This window comes from Pseudorhodobacter sp. (genome assembly GCF_034675685.1).
GTDB lineage: Bacteria > Pseudomonadota > Alphaproteobacteria > Rhodobacterales > Rhodobacteraceae > Pseudorhodobacter.
On the sequence record NZ_JAUCDA010000019.1, the window covers coordinates 14,399 to 34,349 of the forward strand.

Genomic DNA, 19,951 nt, shown 5'->3' on the forward strand with positions numbered 1-19,951 from the left:
CTCTGATGCGAAGTGGTGTCTAACATTGCTGCAAAATGTTTACAGGAGATACTGCGATGGCCGATTATACCCCCCCGAAGATCTGGACGTGGGACGCGCAAAATGGCGGCCAGTTCGCCAGCATCAACCGCCCCATCGCGGGCCCGACCCATGATAAGGAACTGCCGGTCGGAAAGCATCCGTTTCAGCTGTATTCCCTTGCCACGCCGAACGGCGTGAAGGTGACAGTGCTGCTGGAGGAGTTGCTGGCAGCAGGGCACAAGGGCGCGGAATATGATGCCTGGCTGATCAAGATCGGGGATGGCGATCAATTTGGCTCGGGTTTTGTTGCGGTGAACCCGAATTCCAAGATCCCCGCCTTGATGGACCATTCCGGCGCAAAGCCGGTTCGGGTGTTTGAAAGCGGGTCGATCTTGCTGCATCTGGCCGAGAAATTCGGGGCCTTCATTCCCAGCGACCCTGAAGGCCGGGCGGAATGCCTGAACTGGTTGTTCTGGCAAATGGGGTCAGCGCCGTATCTGGGCGGCGGTTTCGGGCATTTCTATGCCTATGCGCCTGAGAAATTCGAATACCCGATCAATCGGTTTGCGATGGAAGTCAAGCGACAGCTTGATGTTCTGGATCGGCAATTGGCCGAGCGCGATTATATCGCCGGGGATAGTTATTCGATTGCCGATATCGCGATATGGGCTTGGTATGGGCAACTGGTTCTGGGGCGGCAATATGATGCAGCCGAGTTCCTGGATGTGACCTCTTACAAGAACGTGCTGGAATGGGCCGAAAGGATTGATGCCCGCCCGGCTGTGCAACGGGGCCGGATGGTGAACAAAACCAACGGATCGCCGGATATGCAGCTGCATGAGCGGCATGATGCCGATGATTTCAAAACGAAGACCCAAGATAAAATGGGTGGCTAAGGCGCGTGCGCGCAGGCTTTGGTTTGCGCGCATATTTCTGTGATGCCATGTAAGTAATTGAAAAACATCTGAATAATTTTCCTGCTGATGTATGGGCAGGCCAAAACAGATGTGGCTGGGTCGGGGGGCCTGAAGAACAGTGGTTTACATATATGAAAAAGTGAATATTAAGGGCAAATCTATGATCAGAGGGAGCCTGCAATGGCCTATATGTTCAAATTTCAATGCCTGACCAAGGCCCTGCCACAAAGCGTTGGCGACAAAGCCGAGAGGGTGGCCTGATGTCGGTCTGGATTTATGTCTTGGCGGCGGTTGCCATTGGCGGCGTGATCGTCGTGGGGATGGCCAATTATAGCGGCGGCGCGCAAGCGCAAAACGTAACGCTTGAGGCCCCATCGGGGGCGACGCTGGCGACAGATGAAACCATGCTTTTGGTGGATATTCGCAGCCCGGAAGAATGGAAGCAAACCGGCGTTGTCGACGGCGCGTTGCTGGTGACCTATAGCACGCCGGATGCGTTTTTGGCGGCGGTCAAACCGCATCTGAAGCCGGGGCAGCGCCTGGGGCTGATTTGCCGGACGGGCAACCGGACTTCGCGCGCTGCGCGGCAAATTGCGGCTTTGGTCGACAGCCCGGTCGTCGATGTTCAGGGCGGGATGAGCCGGGTTTTGGGGCAGGGATACAAGCCGGTCAAGCCAAGCCGCGCGCAAGGGTGCCAAAGCTGCTGACCTGCGAAACGCCACAGGTGAAGGCCGCTAGAAATGAAAAAACCCCGGCGGTTTGGCCGGGGCTTTTTTTTATGGCATTGTTCGCATGGGGTCAGGCGCGGGCTTGGTTATGCTTGCGCGCGACAAGGGTCTTTGCGGTTTCCACGGCTACGGCGGCATCGCGGCAATAGGCATCGGCACCGATGGCCTTGGCAAATTCTTCGTTAAGGGGGGCGCCGCCAACCATCACGATGTAATCCTCACGCATGCCTTTTTCTTTCAGCGTGTCGATCACGACTTTCATATAAGGCATTGTGGTGGTCAGCAGGGCCGACATGCCAAGGATATCGGGCTGTTCAGCCTCAATCGCGGCAAGATAACTATCAACCGAGTTGTTGATACCAAGATCGCGCACCTCAAACCCTGCACCTTCCATCATCATGCCGACAAGGTTTTTGCCGATGTCATGGATATCGCCTTTGACTGTACCGATCACCATTTTGCCCATGCGCGGTGCGCCTGTGGCGATCAACAGCGGCTTCAGAATGGACATGCCGCCCTTCATCGCGTTGGCGGCCAGCAGCACCTCGGGCACGAACAAGATGCCGTCGCGGAAATCGGCACCGACGATGGTCATACCGGCAACCAACCCTTTGGTCAGCGCATCATAGGGTGTCCAGCCGCGCGTGATCAGCAGGTTCACGCCTTCTTCAATCTCCTCGCGCAGGCCATCATATAGATCGTCATGCATTTGCAGGATCAGCTCGTCATCGGAAAGGTCGGAAAGGTTGATTTCGTCGTCAGACATTTGGATGCTCCTGCACGTTGCCCTGATTGTTCAATGGTCCCAAAGGTGGCGCGCCACTTTTCGGTTTGCGACATTGGCAGGGTGAAAGCCGACAAGTTGCAATTTGATGCTGCGAAAAGCTGGTATTCGTTCCTCCTTTGTTCTATCGTGGTGGAATGGCGCAGTCAGAGGATGAGACAGGGTTCGAACTTGGTACGGTGCCGCGGGGGGTGCGGCTGCGGGCGCGTGGCGTGACGTCAAACGCGACGGGACGGTTTGAAGGGGCGGTCCGAGTCGCCGTTGATGATGGCTGGGCGCTGGAAGAGGACGCGCGGCTGTTACAGGCCGAGGTGCGGATAGAGCGGGTGCGCTCGGCGATCAGCTATAATGCCTCGCCAGATCTGCCGTTTGACCGATCTGTGAACCCTTACCGTGGCTGTGAGCATGGCTGTGCCTATTGTTATGCGCGGCCATCACATGCCTATCTTAACCTGTCGCCGGGTTTGGATTTTGAAACGAAACTGATTGCACGGCCGGGGATCGGGTCTGTTTTGGCGCAAGAGCTGCGGGCCAGGACCTATAAGCCTGCGGTGATTGCGATTGGCACGAATACCGATCCGTACCAACCGATTGAGCGTGACCACCGCGTGATGCGAGAGGTGTTGGAGGTGCTGGCGGCCTTTCGTCATCCGGTGGCAATTACCACCAAAGGCACGCTGGTTGAACGCGATCTGGATGTTCTGGGGCCGATGGCTGCCGTGGGGTTGGCGCGGGTAGGGGTGTCCATGACGACACTTGATGCAGGTTTAAGCCGGGCGCTGGAGCCGCGTGCGCCAAGTCCCGCGCGGCGTCTTGCGATGATCCGGCGGTTAAGCGATGCCGGTGTGCCGGTGCGGGTGATGGTCGCGCCGGTGATACCGGGGCTGACCGATATGGATATGGAAGCGGTGTTGGAGGCGGCCCGCGATGCCGGGGCGGTGGCCGCCAGTTGGATCTTGCTGCGCCTTCCGGGTGAGGTGGAGGCGCTGTTTCGTGAATGGCTGGCGATACATGCGCCGGGGCGGGCCGAAAAAGTGTTGGCGCGCTTGGCGGATTTGCATGGTGGGGCAGTGTATACCGCAGGTTTTGGCACCCGGATGCGGGGCCGCGGCCTTTGGGCTGATTTGATCGCGCAGCGCTTTGCCTTGGCGCTGGGGCGGTTGGGGCTGACGTTGCACCAACCGCCGCTGCGCTGTGATCTGTTCGCACCGCCCGCGCGGCCCGGCGATCAGTTGCGCTTGTTTTAAGGCGGTTTTGCACCCGCTCTGGCGTGCGGATAGGGGGCAAACCCTGTCAAACTGCCATCGGCCCACTATGGGGCCGGCTGGCGCGCCCTTTAACCGCGGCGGCCACGGCGTTCGCGTTTGGGGGCGTTGGCATCGTCGCCGGTGCCATCAGAGGCCGAAGAAAATCCGCCGAGTGCTGCCGAGATTTGTTCCAGCGTCGGGCGCGGGCCTTTTGGGCGGGTTTCCAACGCGGCGCGCATTGCCGCAAGGTGTTCGGGCATGGTGCCGCAGCACCCGCCGATGATCCTGACACCAGCATCACGGGCCAGCACGGCATATTCGGCCATCAACTCGGGCGTACCATCATAGTGGATATGCCCGTCATGGAATTTCGGGATGCCCGCATTGCCCTTGGCGATCAGCGGGATTTCAGAGCCCTGAGCGGCAAAGCCCAGCATGGTGCGCATCAGATCCGATGCGCCTACGCCGCAATTCGCGCCAAAGGCCAGCGGCGGATAGTCAAGCTTTTCCACCATATCGACCATCGCGGCCGAAGTGGTGCCCATCATCGTGCGGCCTGCGGTGTCAAAGCTCATGGTGCCGCACCATGGCATACCGGCAAGGCGCGCGGCCTCGGCGGCGGCCTTGTATTCTTGCGGGGCGGAAATGGTTTCGACCCAAAGCACATCGGCCCCGCCCGCCTTCAGCCCCTCGGCCTGTTCGTGGAACATCTCGACCGCAGCGGCATGGGTAAGGGTGCCCATGGGCTCAAAAATCTCACCCGTGGGGCCGACAGACCCTGCAACCACGATCAACCGGCCAGAGGCATCCGCCACTTCGCGGGCAATCTCGGCACCGATCCGATTCAGTTCCAGCACGCGCCCTTGGGCCTTGTGCAGCTTCAGGCGGCTGGCATTGCCGCCAAAGGTATTGGTCAGGAATATATCTGACCCGGCATCAACCGCGCCTTTGTACAGTTTGCGGATATTTTCGGGTCTGTCGACATTCCAGAACTCGGGCGGCTCACCAGATTCGAGGCCCATGTTGAAAAGGTTGGTCCCGGTCGCGCCATCGGCCAGCAACCAGTCGCGGCTGTTCAAAAGTTCTGTCAGTGCATTGGTCATGATCTGTCCTGCCTTACGCCGAAGGGAGCCGTGCCAAAGACGGCTTTGTTTCCCCCTCGTTTGCCACGGCTGGCGAGGGGAGGCAATTTTTTTCTGGGCCGGTCGGGCCAATCACGTCATGGCCGAAGGGGGGGCGGGCGCGATGAAAGCGCCCGCAAAAGGGCCCTAGAGTTCGGCCATCAACTGGGCCTTGGCAACGGGAAGCGTCGCGGCCAGTTTCGCCCTGATTTCATCCGGGCCAATTTTGCCATCCAGATCGGCGGCCAGTTTGCGCACAACATCTTCATTGCCGGCCTCTTCAAAATCGGCGGCGACAACGGTCATGGCGTAATCGGTGGCCTCTTGGCCGGTTTTTCCCAAAATTTCAGCCGCCCAAAGGCCAACAAGCTTGTTGCACCGTGCCTCGGCGCGAAATTGCATTTCGGCGTCATGGGCGTATTTCGCCTCAAACGCATGTGCGCGGTCGTCGAATGTGGTCATGGTTGGCCCTTTCCCTTGGTTTGCTTACCCTTGATATGCCCTTCAAAGCCCGTTGCTGCAAGAGGGGGGCTGCAAGAGGGGCGCAAGCCGGGGCGCATGCCGCGCGGGGGCGGGGGCGCCGCCCCGGCTTGCGACTGGCTTGCGACTGGGGGGCGCTTGGATTATAGCGCGGAGGAGTGGGGCGCCCCGGCCTTTGGCTGTCGGGTGGTTCGACATTGGGCTATTTATCGAGGATCGCATGGCGCGCCGGAAAAAAGTATATGAAGGCAAGGCCAAGATCCTTTATGAGGGGCCGGAGCCGGGAACGCTTATCCAGTATTTCAAGGATGACGGGTCGCAGGCCGCGACCCCGCCGCAGGCCGCTGTCGAGGGCAAGGGCGTGTTGAACAACCGCCTGTCCGAATTTTTCATGGCGGGGCTGAACAGCATCGGCGTGCCGACGCATTTCATCAAACGGTTGAACATGCGCGAGCAGATGGTTCGGATGGCCGAGATATTGCCGCTGGAAATCGTGGTGCGCAACTATTCTGCGGGCGCGATGACCGAGCGGTTGGGGATACCGCTGGGAACGCCCTTGCCACGGCCGATCGTGGAATATTACTTCAAGGACGAGAAGCTGGGCAACCCGCTGGTGTCCGAAGAACATATTGTTGCCTTTGGCTGGGCCAACCAGCAGGATCTGGATGATATCATCGCGCTGGCCCTGCGGGTGAATGACTTTTTGACCGGCGTCATGCTGGGCGCAGGTATTCGGCTGGCCGATTTCCGGTTGGAAGTGGGGCGCGTCTGGGAAGGCGAGTTCATGCGGCTTATCGTGGCCGATGAGATCAGCCCCGACAGTTGCCGGCTGTGGGATATGCGCGGGCTGGACCTGTCGGAACGCGACGACCAGCAACGCGACCCGATTCCGCTTGCCGATGTCTATACCGAACTTGCACGGCGTTTGGGGGTTTTGCCGTCAAATGTAACGCATTCCACCAAGCCGACCCTGATCAACTGAAAGGCCGATAAGATGAAAGCTCGTGTTCATATCATGCTGAAAGACGGTGTTTTGGACCCGCAAGGCGCGGCGGTGCGCCATGCGCTGGGAACCCTGGGCTTTGACGGCGTGACCGCTGTGCGTCAGGGTAAGGTCATTGAACTGGACCTGGCGGGCACAGATAAAGCCGCGGCAGAGGCCGAGGTGAAAGCCATGTGCGAAAAGCTGCTGGCCAATACCGTGATCGAGAAATTCTCGATAGAGATCGCGTAAACCTGCCAAGGGTTGCCAGCTACCACGGGTTGCCAGGAAAAGGGGCAGTGCCAAGCCGCGCTCTCATCGTCTTTGGCTGCCCTTTTTGCATGGGCAGGCCCGTGTTTTCGGTTTTCCCGGCTGCGGGTCGATTTAGGCGGCTGCAAAGGTTTGCTGCACCACGCGCAACAGGTGCCGGTGCAGTTTTGAGGTGCGGTGCCGCAGGTGGGTGGCGGCATGCACGGGCTGCCGGATGATCGGCGCATCAGTGACCACACGAAAGTTGCCCGAGGCAATCAACTCTTCGGCCACCACATCCAGCAAATAGGCCGAGCCGCCAAGCCTGCTGAGCAAGCCCGCGATGGTCGCGCTTTGCCCCGCCGCAATCGGGGTTTCTTGCAGTTCAGGCAGGGCCATGCGGTGATGCATGTCAAAGGCGGGCGCAAAATTGGCGCGAATATAGGTGGCAGGGCGCAGGCCGGCGCGGCGGTCTGTTTCAGAGGAAATCAGGCGGTAGCGGGTTTCGCCCAGACTGGTAAAATGCAGATCCGGCGAGGCGTAAGGGGTGTAAAGCACCGCGAAATCAGACGCACCCGCCGTCAGATCCCGACACATCTGGGCAGAAAAATCAGGTTCAATATAGAAAGCGCAATCGGGCAAGTAGCGCCGGAATCCCTGCATCCAGTGGCCCAGGTGGTTCGGTGCAAGGTCGGACTGGATGCCCAGCCGGATGTTGATCACGGCTTCGCCCGTGGGGGTGACGCTGTGGCGGGCCTCGGCCCAGGCATGGCGCAGGATACGGGCATGGGGGGCGAATTTCAGCCCTTCGGTGGTCAGCTCGGTACCGGCGCGGGACCGGGTGAACAACCGCACGCCAAGAGCCGTTTCAAGCGACGCAATGCGGCCCGATACTGTGGATTGCGTCAAGCCCTGGCGTTCCGCAGTGCGGTTGAAGCTGCGGCTGTCCACCAGGTCGAGAAAGGTTTCGATTTGATCCGGTTGCATCTGGTCACCTAATCGGGTTTTTCGATTGATAGCCCCGGATTTGCCGAATTGAAAGAGTTTGTATTTGGGACGATAGTCCACGCTGACACTGTGCAGGCGGTCGGCTTCGGGGGGCAACCCGGCCTGATCGGCGTGCAGGGTTTTGAACAGGAAAAAAAGGGTTGGGGTATGACGGGGTTTCCGACATCGGCGCGGGTGGTGATTATTGGCGGCGGGGCGGTTGGGGCCTCGTGTCTGTATCATTTGGCAAAGGCGGGGTGGACGGATTGTCTGCTGCTTGAAAAGAATGAGTTGACGGCGGGCTCTACCTGGCATGCGGCTGGGAATGTGCCTACGTTTTCGGCATCTTGGTCTATCATGAACATGCAGCGCTATTCGGCACAGCTTTACCGCGGCCTTGGGGCCGAGGTGGATTATCCGATGAATTATCACGTCACGGGGTCGGTGCGGTTGGCCCATAGCGCCGAGCGGATGGACGAGTTTCGCCGCGTGGTGGGAATGGGCCGCTATCAGGGCATGGAACTGGAATTGCTTGCCCCCGAGGAGATCAAGGCGCGCTATCCCTTTCTGGAAACGCATGGTTTGGCGGGCGCTTTGTATGACCCGAATGATGGCGATATCGACCCGGCGCAATTGACCCAGGCGCTGGCCAAGGGCGCGCGGATGATGGGCGCAAGGATAGAGCGGTTTTGCCCGGTTACGGCCGTGCGGCGAGAGGCGGATGAGTGGGTTATCGTCACCGACAAAGGCGAGGTGCGGTGCGAATATGTGGTTAATGCGGCCGGATATTATGCGCGTGAAGTGGGGAAAATGTTTGGGCGTGACGTTCCGATGATGGTGATGAGCCATCAATACATGCTGTTTGACACGGTGCCAGAGGTGGCGGCCTATACCGCCGAGACCGGCAAGAAATTGCCCCTGCTGCGCGATGTCGACAGCAGTTATTATCTGCGGCAGGAAAAAGGCGGCTTCAACCTTGGCCCTTATGAGCGCAACTGCAAGGCGCATTGGGTCACCAAGGATGATCCCTTCCCTGCCGATTTCAGTTTTCAGTTGTTCCCCGACGATCTGGAGCGCCTGGAGTGGTATATCGAGGATGCGATGGCGCGGGTGCCATTGCTGGCTGATGCGCCGCTGACCAAGGTGATCAACGGGCCGATTCCCTATACACCCGACGGAAACCCGCTGATCGGGCCGATGCCGGGCGTGCCGAATGCGTTTGAAGCCTGTGTCTTTACCTTTGGGATTTGTCAGGCCGGGGGCGCGGGCAAGGTTTTGGCTGAATGGGTCACCGAAGGCACCACCGAATGGGATATGTGGTCCTGCGATCCGCGCCGATTTACCGGATTCGAAGATGAAAGCTATTGTATTTCCAAGGGCATGGAAGTGTATGGCCATGAATACGCGATGCATTTTCCGCATTTTGCCTGGCCGGAAGGGCGCGGCAGGAAACTGAGTGCGGTGCATGATCGGGTGGCAGCGCTGGGCGCACAATTCGGGGCGGCAAATGGCTGGGAGCGGGCGAATTGGTATGCGCGCGACGGGGATGATCTGTCGGCAGAGGGCGCGCAGACCTGGAAGCGCGAGGGGGCTTGGTTTGCTGCGGTAAAAGCGGAATGTGAGGCCGTGCGGGATGCTGCGGGGATTTTGGACCTGCCGGGGTTTTCGCGCTTTCGGGTGACGGGGCCGGGGTGCATAGACTGGCTGGCGGCGCAAATGACCGGGCGGGTGCCAAAGGTCGGGCGGCTGGGGCTTGCCTATTTTTCCGATGACAAGGGGCGGATTGTGACCGAGATGTCGGTCGCACGGGTGGCCGAAGATGAGGTGATGCTGATCACCGCAGCCACGGCGCAGGCGCATGACCGGGACTGGTTGCTTTCGACCTTGCCGGAAAACCTTGTGCTGACGGATGAGACTGATGACTGGTCTTGTCAGATTTTGACGGGGCCACAAAGCCGCGCGATTTTGGCAGAGGTGTGCGAGGCGGATTTGAGCCTGCCTTGGCTGACCTGGCAGCACGCCGTGATCGCCGGGGCTGATGTGGTGCTGATGCGGGTCAGCTTTGCCGGGGAATTGGGCTGGGAGGTGCATTCGCGCTGTGCGGATACGCCGCGCGTGTGGGATGCGGTGATGGCGGCGGGCGCAGGCCATGGCTTGCGACCTTTTGGCATGTTCGCGCTGAACTCGTTGCGAATCGAGAAGGGCTATCGGGCGTGGAAGGGCGATCTTTCGACGGATTATACGGTGTTGCAGGGCGGGCTGGAGCGCTTTGTCGATTGGGGGCATGCGTTCCGCGGCAAGGCAGCACTGGAGGCAGAAAAGCAGCGCGGTGTGAGCAAACAGTTTGTCGCGCTGAAGGTGGACGCAGGGCCCTATGATCCGCCCTATATGTCGACGATCTGGCATGACGGTATGGTGGTTGGTGAAACCACCAGCGGATATTTCGGGCATCGGGTCGGCTCTTGTGTGGCGCTGGGGATGTTGCGAAGCGATTTGGCAGAGGCGGGTGTTGAGCTGGAGATCGAAATTTTCGGCCAGCGGCATCGGGCCGTAGTGCAAGAGGACGTGTCGATGTGGGACCCCAAGAACACGCGGATTCGCGCTTGAAAACATTGCCGGGGGGCGAGAAAAGAGGGGGGGGCCTTTGCCCGTAGAAGGCCGGGGGGCTTTCTGCCCCGCCGTTCAGAACAAGAGCCGGGGGGGCCTTCTGCCCCCCGGACCCCCCGAGGATATTTTTGCCGAAAAGAAAGGGCAAAGGGATGGTTGAGGTTCCGAAGAGCGCGCGGGCGGTGATTATTGGCGGGGGGGTCTCGGGCTGCTCGGTTGCCTATCATTTGGCGAAGGCGGGGTGGACGGATATTGTGCTGCTGGAGCGCAAGCGGCTGACATCGGGGACAACCTGGCATGCGGCGGGGCTGATCGGGCAATTGCGCGGCTCGGTCAATATGACGCGCCTGGCGAAATATTCGGCAGATCTTTATGTGAATCTGGAGGCAGAGACCGGAATTTCGACGGGGATGCGGCAGGTTGGGTCTATTTCGGTGGCACTGACGGCAGCGCGGCATGAGGAATTGCTGCGCCAGGCGACTACGGCGCGGATTTTCGGGGTGGAGGTGGCGGAAATCTCGCCTGCCGAGGTCAAGGCGATGTATCCGCATCTGAATGTTTCGGATGTGGTGGGGGCGGTGCATTTGCCGCTGGATGGGCAATGCGACCCGGCCAATATCGCAATGGCGCTGGCCAAAGGGGCGCGGATGCGTGGGGCCAAGGTGCTGGAGGGGGTGAAGGTGACCGGGGTTCGGCAAGCATCGGGCCGGGTGACGGGGGTGGACTATGTGGTGGAGGGCGAGGCGGGCCATATTGCGGCGGATGTGGTGATCAACTGCGGCGGGATGTGGGGGCGGGATTTGGCCGAGGCGAGTGGCGTGACCCTGCCGCTGCATGCCTGTGAGCATTTTTACCTGATCACCGAGCCGATTGCGGGCCTGGGGCATTTGCCGGTTTTGCGGGTGCCGGATGAATGTGCCTATTATAAATCCGATGCAGGCAAGATGATGATTGGCGCGTTCGAGCCTAAAGCCAAGCCTTGGGGCATGCAGGGGATTCGCGAGGATTTCGAGTTTGATACTTTGCCCGAGGATTGGGACCATTTCCAGCCGATTCTTGAGGCGGCGATGGAGCGGATGCCGCTGTTTCAGGCTGCCGGAATCCATACCTTCTTTAATGGTCCGGAAAGCTTTACCCCCGATGATCGTTATTATCTGGGCGAGGCACCGGAACTGGGCGGGTATTGGGTTGCGGCTGGCTATAACTCGGTCGGGATTGCAGGGTCTGGCGGCGCGGGGATGGCGCTGGCGCATTGGATTACAGAAGGCGAAGCGCCGTTTGATTTATGGGAGGTGGATATTCGGCGCGCGCAGCCGTTCCAGCGCAACCGCAGCTATCTGAAGGAGCGGGTTTCGGAAACATTGGGCCTGCTTTATGCGGATCATTTTCCGTATCGGCAAATGGCAACCTCGCGCGGGGTTCGGCGTTCGCCTTTGCATGAGGCGTTGGCCGCACGCGGCGCGGTGTTTGGTGAGGTTGCAGGCTGGGAGCGGGCGAACTGGTTTGCCACTGAAGGGCAGGCGCGTGAATACGCGTATTCCTGGGGGCGGCAGAACTGGTTTGAGAATGCAGCGGCGGAACATAAGGCCGTGCGCGAAGGTGTGGGCCTGTTCGATATGACCTCCTTTGGAAAAATCCGGGTGGAGGGTCGCGATGCCTGTGCTTTCTTGCAACGACTTTGCGCGAATGATGTGGCTGTGGACGCGGGGCGGATTGTCTATACCCAGATGTTGAATGCGCGCGGCGGGATTGAGAGTGACCTGACCGTGACACGGCTGTCGGAAACGGCCTATCTGCTGGTGGTGCCGGGGGCGACGTTGCAGCGCGACCTGTCATGGTTACGGCGGCATTTGTCGGATGAATTTGTGGTGATCACCGATGTGACGGCGGGTGAGGCGGTGCTGTGCGTAATGGGGCCGAAAAGCCGCGATCTGTTGGCTGCGGTAAGCCCGGCGGACTTTAGCAATGCGGCGCATCCCTTTGGGACAGCACGCGAAATAGAGATCGGCATGGGCCTCGCCCGGGCGCATCGTGTGACTTATGTAGGCGAGTTGGGCTGGGAGCTTTATGTTTCAACCGATCAGGCCGCCCATGTGTTTGAAGCGTTGGAGGGGGCTGATCTGGGCATGAAGCTGTGCGGGTTGCATGTGCTGGATTCGTGCCGGATTGAAAAGGGCTATCGCCATTTCGGCCATGATATCACGGATGAGGATCATGTGCTGGAGGCGGGGCTTGGCTTTGCCGTGAAAACCGCCAAGGGCGAATTTATCGGGCGTGAGGCGGTTTTGCGCAAACGCGAAGCAGGGCTGGCGCGGCGGATGGTGCAGTTCAAGCTGCGCGACCCGGTGCCGATGCTGTACCACAATGAGGCGATTGTGCGGGATGGGCAGATCATTGGGCCGATCACGAGCGGAAATTACGGGCATCATTTGGGCGGTGCTGTGGGCCTTGGCTATGTGGCTTGCGTGGGAGAGAGTGCGGAGGCGGTTTTGGCATCAAGCTATGAGATTGAGGTGGCGGGGCGGCGCTTTGCCGCCGATGCATCGTTGGTGCCGATGTATGACCCGAAATCAGAGCGGGTGCGGATGTGACCTGAGGTGGGGCTGGGGCGCTGCCCGTCGTCCATTGGGCATGAACCAATGGCGCCGAATGGGCAACCCCAGGGTATTTTTGCCGTAAAGAAAGGGCAAGGGGATGGTTGAGGTTGGAGAAGTTTGTGAGCCTGCGCGGGCGCGGAGCGGGCGGGCTGGTGGCCGGGCGAACCGGGTGGCGTTGCGCTCGGCACCCTTGGCAGAGGGGCTACGCCCGGTGCGGGCAGGCATGCCAGGGGGCCAGTACAAGCCGCTGAGTGCGGCCGGGGTCGCGCAGATTCATGAAAGTGCATTGCAGGCCCTGGAGCAGATCGGGCTAAGTCAGGCGCCGCCCTCGGGTGTTGAGATCATGACGGCGGCGGGGGCTGTGCAGGGGGATGACGGGCGGCTGCGGTTTCCGCGGGCCCTGGTCGAGGATATGTTGGCCAAGGCGGCGCGAAACATCACGCTGCATGCGCGTGACCCCAAACATGATCTGCATTTGTCGGGCAGCAATGTGCATTTTGGCACGGCGGGGGCGGCGGTGCATATCGTGGATCCGTTCACGCTGGAGTACCGGGAAAGTACTGCGCAAGACTTGTATGATGCGGCGCGTTTGGTCGATAATCTGGATAATATCCATTTCTATCAGCGCACTATGGTATGCCGCGATGTGGTTGACAACCTGGAGATGGACCTGAACACGCTGTATGGTGCCATTTCAGGGACGCGCAAACATGTGGGCACGTCGTTCAGCGATCCCAGCCATGTCGCAGCCTGTTTTGATATGCTTTACACCGTGGCGGGGGGCGAAGAAAAATGGCTGGAGCGGCCGTTTGTTTCCAACTCCAACTGTTTTGTGGTTCCGCCCATGAAGTTCGCCGAAGAAAGCTGCATCACGATGGAGGATTGTATCCGCCGGGGGATGCCGATGCTGCTGTTGAGCGCGGGGCAGGCGGGGGCGACCAGCCCGGCACCGATTGCGCTGACGATTGTGCAGGCGGTGGCGGAATGTTTGGCGGGCGTGGTTTATGCGAATGCGATCAAGCCGGGTGCGCCGTGCATCTTCGGCACCTGGCCGTTTGTGTCGGATTTGCGAACCGGGGCGATGTCGGGTGGATCGGCAGAGCAGGCCTTGTTGACGGCGGGCTGTGCGCAGATGCATCGGTTCTATGACCTGCCGGGCGGGGCGGCCTCTGGGATTTCGGACAGCAAACTGCCAGATATGCAGGCGGGCTGGGAGCAGGGCATCACCAACGCGCTGGCGGGGCTTTCGGGGCTGAACATGTGCTATGAGGCGGTGGGGATGCATGCATCCTTGCTGGGGTTCTGCATGGAAAGCCTTGTCTTGGGGGATGATTTGCTGGGCCAGGCGATGCGGCTTGTTCGGGGCATTGACGTGACGCCGGACAGCACCTCGATAGATGCGATGAAAGAGGTGTGTTTGGGCGGGCCGGGGCATTATCTGGGGTCGGATCAGACGTTGAAGCTTATGCAGACGGAATATATCTACCCGGCTGTTGGCAACCGCATGTCACCGAAAGAGTGGAACGAGGCGGGGAAGCCCTTGCTTTTGGATAAGGCATTAGAGCGGAAAAATGCAATTCTGGCCAAGGCTGGGCGCCAGATTGACCCGGCTATAGATGCCCTGATCCGGTCACAGTATAAAATATACTTCACATAGGGGCTGCCGGGCTAAAGCCGGCCCCCGCTGAAGGTTTGCAATCGCCCGCAATGGGCGATTGCGACCCCGGTTGGTGCTGGCTTTGTGCTGCTGGGGGATATTTTGACGATTTGGATTTGGCGGGTGATCGCCAACAGCCCGTGGCTGGACGGGATCACCTCACAGGGCGGCCAAGATGCGCTTTGCCTCGCTTTTGGGGGTGGCAAGCGCTTTGCGGTCTTCGCCGGGAAAAAACCGGGCACGGATAGCGGTGGCCATGGGGGCAGGGGCTGCGATAACGATGCGGGGACCGGTTTTCACGGTTTCGGCAGCCCAAGACCGTGCCAGTGTGATTTGCCCTGATTTGGTTGCGCCATACGCGCCAAAGAAGCTCTCGCCGGCGCGTGGGTCATCGACAAACAAGGCCGTGCCGCCGGGGCGCGCACGCAGCAAGGGTTCCACCATCGGGATCAGGCTGCCGGTTGCGCGCAGGTTTATGGAAACCGATTTATCCCAATCCTTCACGTCGATATGGCCTGCGGGGGCCATGGGGGCGGCGTGGATGGCGGTGTGAACCCACAGGTCAATGCCGCCCCAGCGATCAAAGATGGACCGGCAGAGGTGGCGCATGGCGTCATCATTGGTGATATCCATCGGGGCAAGCGTAAGCCCGCCGGGGGCGCTTGCCGCTTTGGCGCGGTCATCCACGTCCTCCAGCCCGCCGGTGGTGCGGGCCACAGCGACCACATGCCAGCCACTGATGGCCAATTCTTCGGCCATGGCGGCCCCAAGCCCGCGAGAGGCACCGGTGACGAGGGCAATTTTTTGGGTCATGGTCTGGACTTTCGAGGGGCGTGCAGGGGGCTCATGGCAGAGCGTCCGGCATAGAGTTTTGCGCCGCAAAGCGCGTTGGATAGTTCTACCAGATGAAAAGGGTCAGTCTGCCGTTTTCATCTCAAAACCTTTTTCGATCATGTCGGATGGCGCAACCGGGTATTCGCCCGAGAAACAGGCGTCGCAATATTGCGGGTGCTTTGCATTGCGGCCCGCAGCCTCGCCTGCCGCGCGGTAAAGCCCATCGAGCGAGACAAATTTCAGGCTGTCAACGCCGATCCATTCGCGCATTTCTTCCTCGGTCATGGTGGCGGCAAGAAGTTTGGCGCGTTCGGGCGTATCGACCCCGTAAAAACAAGGCCAGGCGGTGGGCGGCGATGCGATGCGAAAATGGACCTCGGCCGCGCCGGCGTCGATGATCATGTCCTTGATCTTGCGCGACGTGGTGCCGCGTACCACGGAATCATCCACCAAGATCACCCGTTTACCTTTGATCAGCGCCCGGTTGACGTTCAGTTTCAGGCGCACGCCCATATTGCGGATCTGTTCGGTCGGCTCAATGAAGGTGCGGCCCATATATTGGTTGCGGATGATGCCCATCGCATAGGGGATGCCGCTTTCTTGCGAATAGCCTATCGCCGCCGGGGTGCCGCTGTCAGGGACGGGACAGACCAGATCGGCGTCAACCGGGGCTTCGCGGGCCAGTTCTACGCCGATCTGACGGCGGGTTTCATAGACCGAACGACCGCCAAGGATGGAATCGGGGCGCGAGAAATAGACATGTTCAAAGATACAGCCACGGGGCTTCATGCGGCGGAAAGGGAAGTGGCTTTCGACCCCTTTTTCAGTGGAGATGACCACCATTTCACCCGGTTCGATTTCGCGGATGAATTCGGCCCCGATAATATCCAGCGCGCAGGTTTCCGACGCCAGCGCCCAGCCTTCACCCAGTTTGCCCAGCACCAAGGGCCGCACCCCCAGCGCATCACGCACGCCCATCAGCTTGGTGCGGGTCATTGCCACGATGGAAAACGCACCTTCGACCTTGCGCAGCGCCTCTTCCATGCGGTCGGGGATGGTGCGGCCCATCGACTTTGCCATCAGGTGAATGATACATTCGCTGTCAGACGAAGATTGAAAGATCGACCCGCGTTCGATCAACTCTTTGCGCAGGGCGATGGCATTGGTGATATTGCCGTTATGGGCAATCGCCGAACCGCCCATCGAAAACTCACCAAAGAACGGCTGCACATCCCGAATCGCGGTGGCCCCTTTCGACCCGGCGGTGGAATAGCGCACATGGCCGATGCCAATGGTGCCGGGCAGGGTTTGCATCACATCAGCTTTGGTGAAATTGTCACGGACATAGCCAAAGCGGCGCTCTGAACAAAAGCCTGCGTTGGGGTGGTAGGTGACAATACCGCCCGCCTCTTGTCCACGATGTTGCAAGGCGTGCAGACCAAGGGCGACAAAGCTGGCGGCGTCTGCCATACCGATCACACCGAACACACCGCATTCTTCGTGCAACTTGTCGCTGTCGAACGGGTGGGCGAGGAATGGGCGCATAGGGTGGCTCCGAATCCGAAGGGCAAATTATGCCCCTCGTTTAGTCGCTCTGGCGCGGAGTGTCACGTCTTGATCGTGCGCAATGCGTCAGTTGCCGGTGGCGGGTGCCGGGGCAGGTGTTTCCGGGGCCGAACAAACGCTGGTCAGCGCCTCATACCGCGCCACAATCCAGCCCGGCGCGTCCGAAGGGATCGTATCGTCGATATTGGACTGGAACGAGGCAAAGACCTTGGCCGACCGCGAATTGTCAACCATCGGCACGGTGTTTGCCGCCACAGCGCGGTCATAAACGATGAAGGCCACCGCGACCAAAAGCACGCCGCGCACCACGCCGAACAGGAAACCAAGCCCCTGATCAAGGCCACCAAGCACCGAGCGTTGCACCAGTGACGACAGCAGCGGTGAAAACAGCGCTGCAATCACCAGACCAATGGCAAAAACCGCAGCAAAGGCTGCGATGATCGACAGCTCGCAGCTATCGGCCAGAAACTTGCCAACCACCGGCAATTCCTTGACCAGCGGCTGCACTTGGGCGGCAAAGACATAGGCCAGCACCGCCGCCCCCGCCCAACCGGCAATCGCCAGCGATTCGCGTACCAAGCCCCGCGAATAGGCCAGCACCGCCGACAAGACGATGACGAGTGCAACCACACCGTCGATCAGGGTAAAGCCTTCCATCACATTCTCCCTTGGGGTGCGTTAACCAGCCCCGAACATTTCGCCCACAAAAGCCGTCAAATCCGGCATTTGGCGGACAGTCATCCCATCAACCCCGGCCATTTTTGACCGAGAGGGCGCTATTGCCTGTGTGAAACCAAGTTTCATCGCTTCTTTCAACCGGTTTTCGGTCTGAGAGACGGGACGTAACGCGCCCGACAGGCTGATTTCACCGAAAAGCACCATATCTGGCGGAATTGCAACATCTTCGCGCGCCGAAAGCAGGGCGGCAGCGACGGCCAGATCGGCGGCGGGTTCTGAAACACGCATACCGCCAGCCACGTTCAGATAGACATCAAGCCCCGCAAAGGGGATGCCGCAGCGCGCCTCCAGCACGGCAAGAATCGTCGACAACCGCCCGCTATCAAGCCCGACAACCGTGCGCCGCGGAGTGCCCAGGGGCGAGGGCGAAACCAGCGCCTGAATCTCGGTCAGCACCGGGCGCGTGCCTTCTATCCCGGCGAAAACGGCTGATCCGGGGGCGGGCTTGTCGCGGTCCGACAAAAACAGCGCCGAAGGGTTGGTGACCTGCGCCAGCCCGTCGCCGGTCATTTCAAACACGCCGATTTCCGCCGCCGGGCCAAAGCGGTTTTTCACCGCGCGCAGGATGCGGAAGTGGTGGCCGCGCTCGCCCTCAAAATACAAGACGGTATCGACCATATGTTCAACCACGCGCGGGCCTGCGATCTGGCCATCTTTGGTGACATGGCCCACCAGTATAATCGCCACACCGCGCTTTTTGGCAAAAGTCACCAGTTCATGCGCGGCAGAGCGCACTTGCGAAACCGAGCCGGGGGCGCTGTCTACCGTATCAAGCCACATGGTTTGAATGGAATCGATGACGCAAAGGCCGGGGCGTTCTGCATCCAGCGTGGTCAGAATGTCGCGCAGGTTGGTTTCGGCCCCAAGGATCACGGGGGCATCGGTAAGGCCAAGCCGTTGGGCGCGCATCTGCACCTGAGCCGTAGCCTCCTCGCCAGAAATATACATGGATTTCACCCCATTGCGGGCAAAAGCAGCGGTGGCTTGCAGCAGCAGCGTCGATTTGCCGATACCGGGGTCGCCACCAACAAGGATGGCCGAGGCCTCGACCAGACCGCCACCCAAAACGCGGTCAAATTCATCCATACCGCAGATTGCGCGGGGGGGCGGGGCGGATTGGGTGGCAAGATCGGTCAGCGCGATGGTGCGGCCCTTGCCGCCAAGCGATTTCGGGCCAGCCGATAGCGGCGCTTCTTCAATCACCGCATTCCACGCGCCGCACGACTCGCAGCGCCCGGCCCATTTTTTATGGGCGGCGCCGCAGGCAGTACAGGTGAAAGCAGCGGATGATTTTGCCATACGCCTTGATGCAATGCCCCAGCCCAAGGTGCAAGCTGTTTGGCGGTTGCGCAGGGGCGATATGTGGAAAAACCGCGGTGTTCAGCGCTTTGACCCAAGTAATGAACAGGCAAGCGAGGCCAAAACACAGCCGCTGAACAGATACAGCCCCCAGGCCGTTTCAACCCGCGCCACCCCGATGCCTTTGACCAGAATGATGTAAAGCGCGATCAGGAAAATATCGGCCATCGCCAGCTTGCCCAAAATATGCAGCGCCGGGGCCACACGGGGCGACAGTAGCCGAAACTGCATCAAGGCCAGCCCGATGGTCTTGAGATAGGGCGCAAAGATGGCAAAGAAGGTGACAAGCAGCGCCAGCACCACATCCTTTTGCCATAGGGCCTGCAGCCCCGAGACTACGGAAATTTCCGAAAGCCCGAAAAACGGCAGTAAACCCGCCCGCAGCATCGGCGCAAACCAGGACAGCGGGAACAGGACCAACAAGGACAGGTTCACGGCAATCAAGACCGCGCGTATTCGTTTCACCAGCTTTGCCCTTTGCTACCCTGCCGCAACTTGGGCAAGGCACGGCGGGGCGTCAAGGTGGCTTTACTGCTTTTGCGGGCCAGAGCTGGGATGCGTCGGTTGCTTTGGCCCAAGGCTCAGAAATACGACAGCGGCGTCAATACCACCCAAAGGGCCAGCCAAAGGTTCAGGCAGGCAGCAAGCCCCAGATCGGCGCTGCGCCGCATCTCGGCCGTGCGCCGCATTTTCCACAGCAAAATCCCGGCGGCAAGCAGGCATAGCGTCGCCCCGATAAACAGGGCTGGTGAAAAGGGAAACATCATGTCTTTGCGCAAACGGTCCAGACCGCTGGGAAGTATTGCCAAGGCCCCGGTCAGGGCAAGCAGGGTCATGGCAAGGGCGCGGTGACGCCCTGCGCCCAACCCAACGACCGCCGCCCAAGCCAGAAGCAGAACGCAGGCAATGCCGGAACCGATGAACCAGATCAGAATCGCCTGACCCGCGCCCATCAGACAAGACCGGCGGCAAGGGCTGCTGGCGGCGTTTTGGCGTAGGGGCGGGCTGGCGGGGCGAATCCTTGCATGGTGTGCGGGTTCCTTTGTTGGTCGCCTGCGGCCTTGCGGCCGCGTTCTG

Annotated in this window: 18 protein-coding genes; 8 read left to right on the forward strand and 10 right to left on the reverse strand. The window is 60.2% G+C overall.

Features of this window, described 5'->3' with window-relative positions:
* The first annotated feature begins 56 nt into the window (after positions 1–56).
* Both yghU and VDP61_RS16765 read left to right on the forward strand, forming a co-directional pair.
* Positions 57–917, forward strand: coding sequence for a glutathione-dependent disulfide-bond oxidoreductase (gene yghU / locus VDP61_RS16760; RefSeq protein ID WP_323008006.1), 861 nt, complete (start codon positions 57–59; stop codon positions 915–917).
* 281 nt (positions 918–1,198) lie between these two features.
* A complete protein-coding gene (locus VDP61_RS16765; protein WP_323008007.1) occupies positions 1,199–1,645 on the forward strand; it encodes a rhodanese-like domain-containing protein in 447 nt (148 codons plus the stop codon).
* 91 nt (positions 1,646–1,736) lie between these two features.
* Here the strand turns inward: VDP61_RS16765 and VDP61_RS16770 are convergent, their stop codons facing one another.
* Positions 1,737–2,432 (reverse strand): B12-binding domain-containing protein, encoded by a 696-nt coding sequence (locus VDP61_RS16770; protein WP_323008008.1) that lies wholly within the window; start codon positions 2,430–2,432, stop codon positions 1,737–1,739.
* A gap of 155 nt (positions 2,433–2,587) precedes the next feature.
* Between VDP61_RS16770 and VDP61_RS16775 the strand changes: the two genes are divergently transcribed.
* Positions 2,588–3,697 carry a PA0069 family radical SAM protein gene (locus VDP61_RS16775; protein WP_323008009.1) on the forward strand — a complete coding sequence of 370 codons (1,110 nt, stop codon included), beginning with the start codon at positions 2,588–2,590 and terminating at the stop codon, positions 3,695–3,697.
* Between the two features lie 89 nt (positions 3,698–3,786).
* Here the strand turns inward: VDP61_RS16775 and bmt are convergent, their stop codons facing one another.
* Positions 3,787–4,800 (reverse strand): betaine--homocysteine S-methyltransferase, encoded by a 1,014-nt coding sequence (bmt, locus tag VDP61_RS16780; RefSeq protein WP_323008010.1) that lies wholly within the window; start codon positions 4,798–4,800, stop codon positions 3,787–3,789.
* Positions 4,801–4,965: 165 nt separating this feature from the next.
* A complete protein-coding gene (locus tag VDP61_RS16785) occupies positions 4,966–5,280 on the reverse strand; it encodes a DUF1476 domain-containing protein (protein ID WP_323008011.1) in 315 nt (104 codons plus the stop codon).
* A 238-nt stretch (positions 5,281–5,518) separates the two neighbouring features.
* Between VDP61_RS16785 and VDP61_RS16790 the strand changes: the two genes are divergently transcribed.
* Entirely contained in the window at positions 5,519–6,280 is a 762-nt protein-coding gene (locus VDP61_RS16790) for a phosphoribosylaminoimidazolesuccinocarboxamide synthase (RefSeq protein WP_323008012.1), read from the forward strand.
* A gap of 12 nt (positions 6,281–6,292) precedes the next feature.
* Positions 6,293–6,532 carry a phosphoribosylformylglycinamidine synthase subunit PurS gene (gene purS, locus VDP61_RS16795; RefSeq protein ID WP_323008013.1) on the forward strand — a complete coding sequence of 80 codons (240 nt, stop codon included), beginning with the start codon at positions 6,293–6,295 and terminating at the stop codon, positions 6,530–6,532.
* A gap of 132 nt (positions 6,533–6,664) precedes the next feature.
* Here purS and VDP61_RS16800 read toward each other — a convergent pair whose 3' ends face one another.
* Positions 6,665–7,516, reverse strand: coding sequence for a LysR family transcriptional regulator (locus tag VDP61_RS16800; RefSeq protein WP_323008014.1), 852 nt, complete (start codon positions 7,514–7,516; stop codon positions 6,665–6,667).
* Between the two features lie 168 nt (positions 7,517–7,684).
* Between VDP61_RS16800 and VDP61_RS16805 the strand changes: the two genes are divergently transcribed.
* The 3 genes from VDP61_RS16805 to VDP61_RS16815 all read left to right on the forward strand — a co-directional run bounded on the left by VDP61_RS16805 (position 7,685) and on the right by VDP61_RS16815 (position 14,377).
* Positions 7,685–10,123 (forward strand): FAD-dependent oxidoreductase, encoded by a 2,439-nt coding sequence (locus VDP61_RS16805; protein ID WP_323008015.1) that lies wholly within the window; start codon positions 7,685–7,687, stop codon positions 10,121–10,123.
* Between the two features lie 152 nt (positions 10,124–10,275).
* Entirely contained in the window at positions 10,276–12,714 is a 2,439-nt protein-coding gene (locus tag VDP61_RS16810; protein ID WP_323008016.1) for an FAD-dependent oxidoreductase, read from the forward strand.
* Positions 12,715–12,817: 103 nt separating this feature from the next.
* Entirely contained in the window at positions 12,818–14,377 is a 1,560-nt protein-coding gene (locus tag VDP61_RS16815; protein ID WP_323008017.1) for a trimethylamine methyltransferase family protein, read from the forward strand.
* 159 nt (positions 14,378–14,536) lie between these two features.
* On the opposite strand, the gene VDP61_RS16820 is transcribed toward VDP61_RS16815, so the two are convergent.
* From VDP61_RS16820 to VDP61_RS16845, 6 genes are all read right to left on the reverse strand, one after another.
* Positions 14,537–15,190 carry an SDR family oxidoreductase gene (locus VDP61_RS16820; RefSeq protein WP_323008018.1) on the reverse strand — a complete coding sequence of 218 codons (654 nt, stop codon included), beginning with the start codon at positions 15,188–15,190 and terminating at the stop codon, positions 14,537–14,539.
* Positions 15,191–15,292: 102 nt separating this feature from the next.
* Positions 15,293–16,756, reverse strand: coding sequence for an amidophosphoribosyltransferase (gene purF / locus VDP61_RS16825; protein WP_323008019.1), 1,464 nt, complete (start codon positions 16,754–16,756; stop codon positions 15,293–15,295).
* A gap of 87 nt (positions 16,757–16,843) precedes the next feature.
* Complete coding sequence (locus VDP61_RS16830) at positions 16,844–17,434, reverse strand: CvpA family protein (RefSeq protein ID WP_323008020.1); 591 nt, start codon at positions 17,432–17,434, stop codon at positions 16,844–16,846.
* Between the two features lie 21 nt (positions 17,435–17,455).
* Positions 17,456–18,814: a DNA repair protein RadA gene (gene radA / locus VDP61_RS16835; protein WP_323008021.1), complete on the reverse strand. Its 1,359-nt coding sequence runs from the start codon at positions 18,812–18,814 to the stop codon at positions 17,456–17,458.
* Positions 18,815–18,895: 81 nt separating this feature from the next.
* Positions 18,896–19,339, reverse strand: a complete 444-nt coding sequence (locus VDP61_RS16840; protein WP_323008022.1) for a paraquat-inducible protein A — start codon at positions 19,337–19,339, stop codon at positions 18,896–18,898.
* Positions 19,340–19,455: 116 nt separating this feature from the next.
* Positions 19,456–19,827: a hypothetical protein gene (locus VDP61_RS16845; protein ID WP_323008023.1), complete on the reverse strand. Its 372-nt coding sequence runs from the start codon at positions 19,825–19,827 to the stop codon at positions 19,456–19,458.
* Between the last annotated feature and the right edge of the window lie 124 nt (positions 19,828–19,951).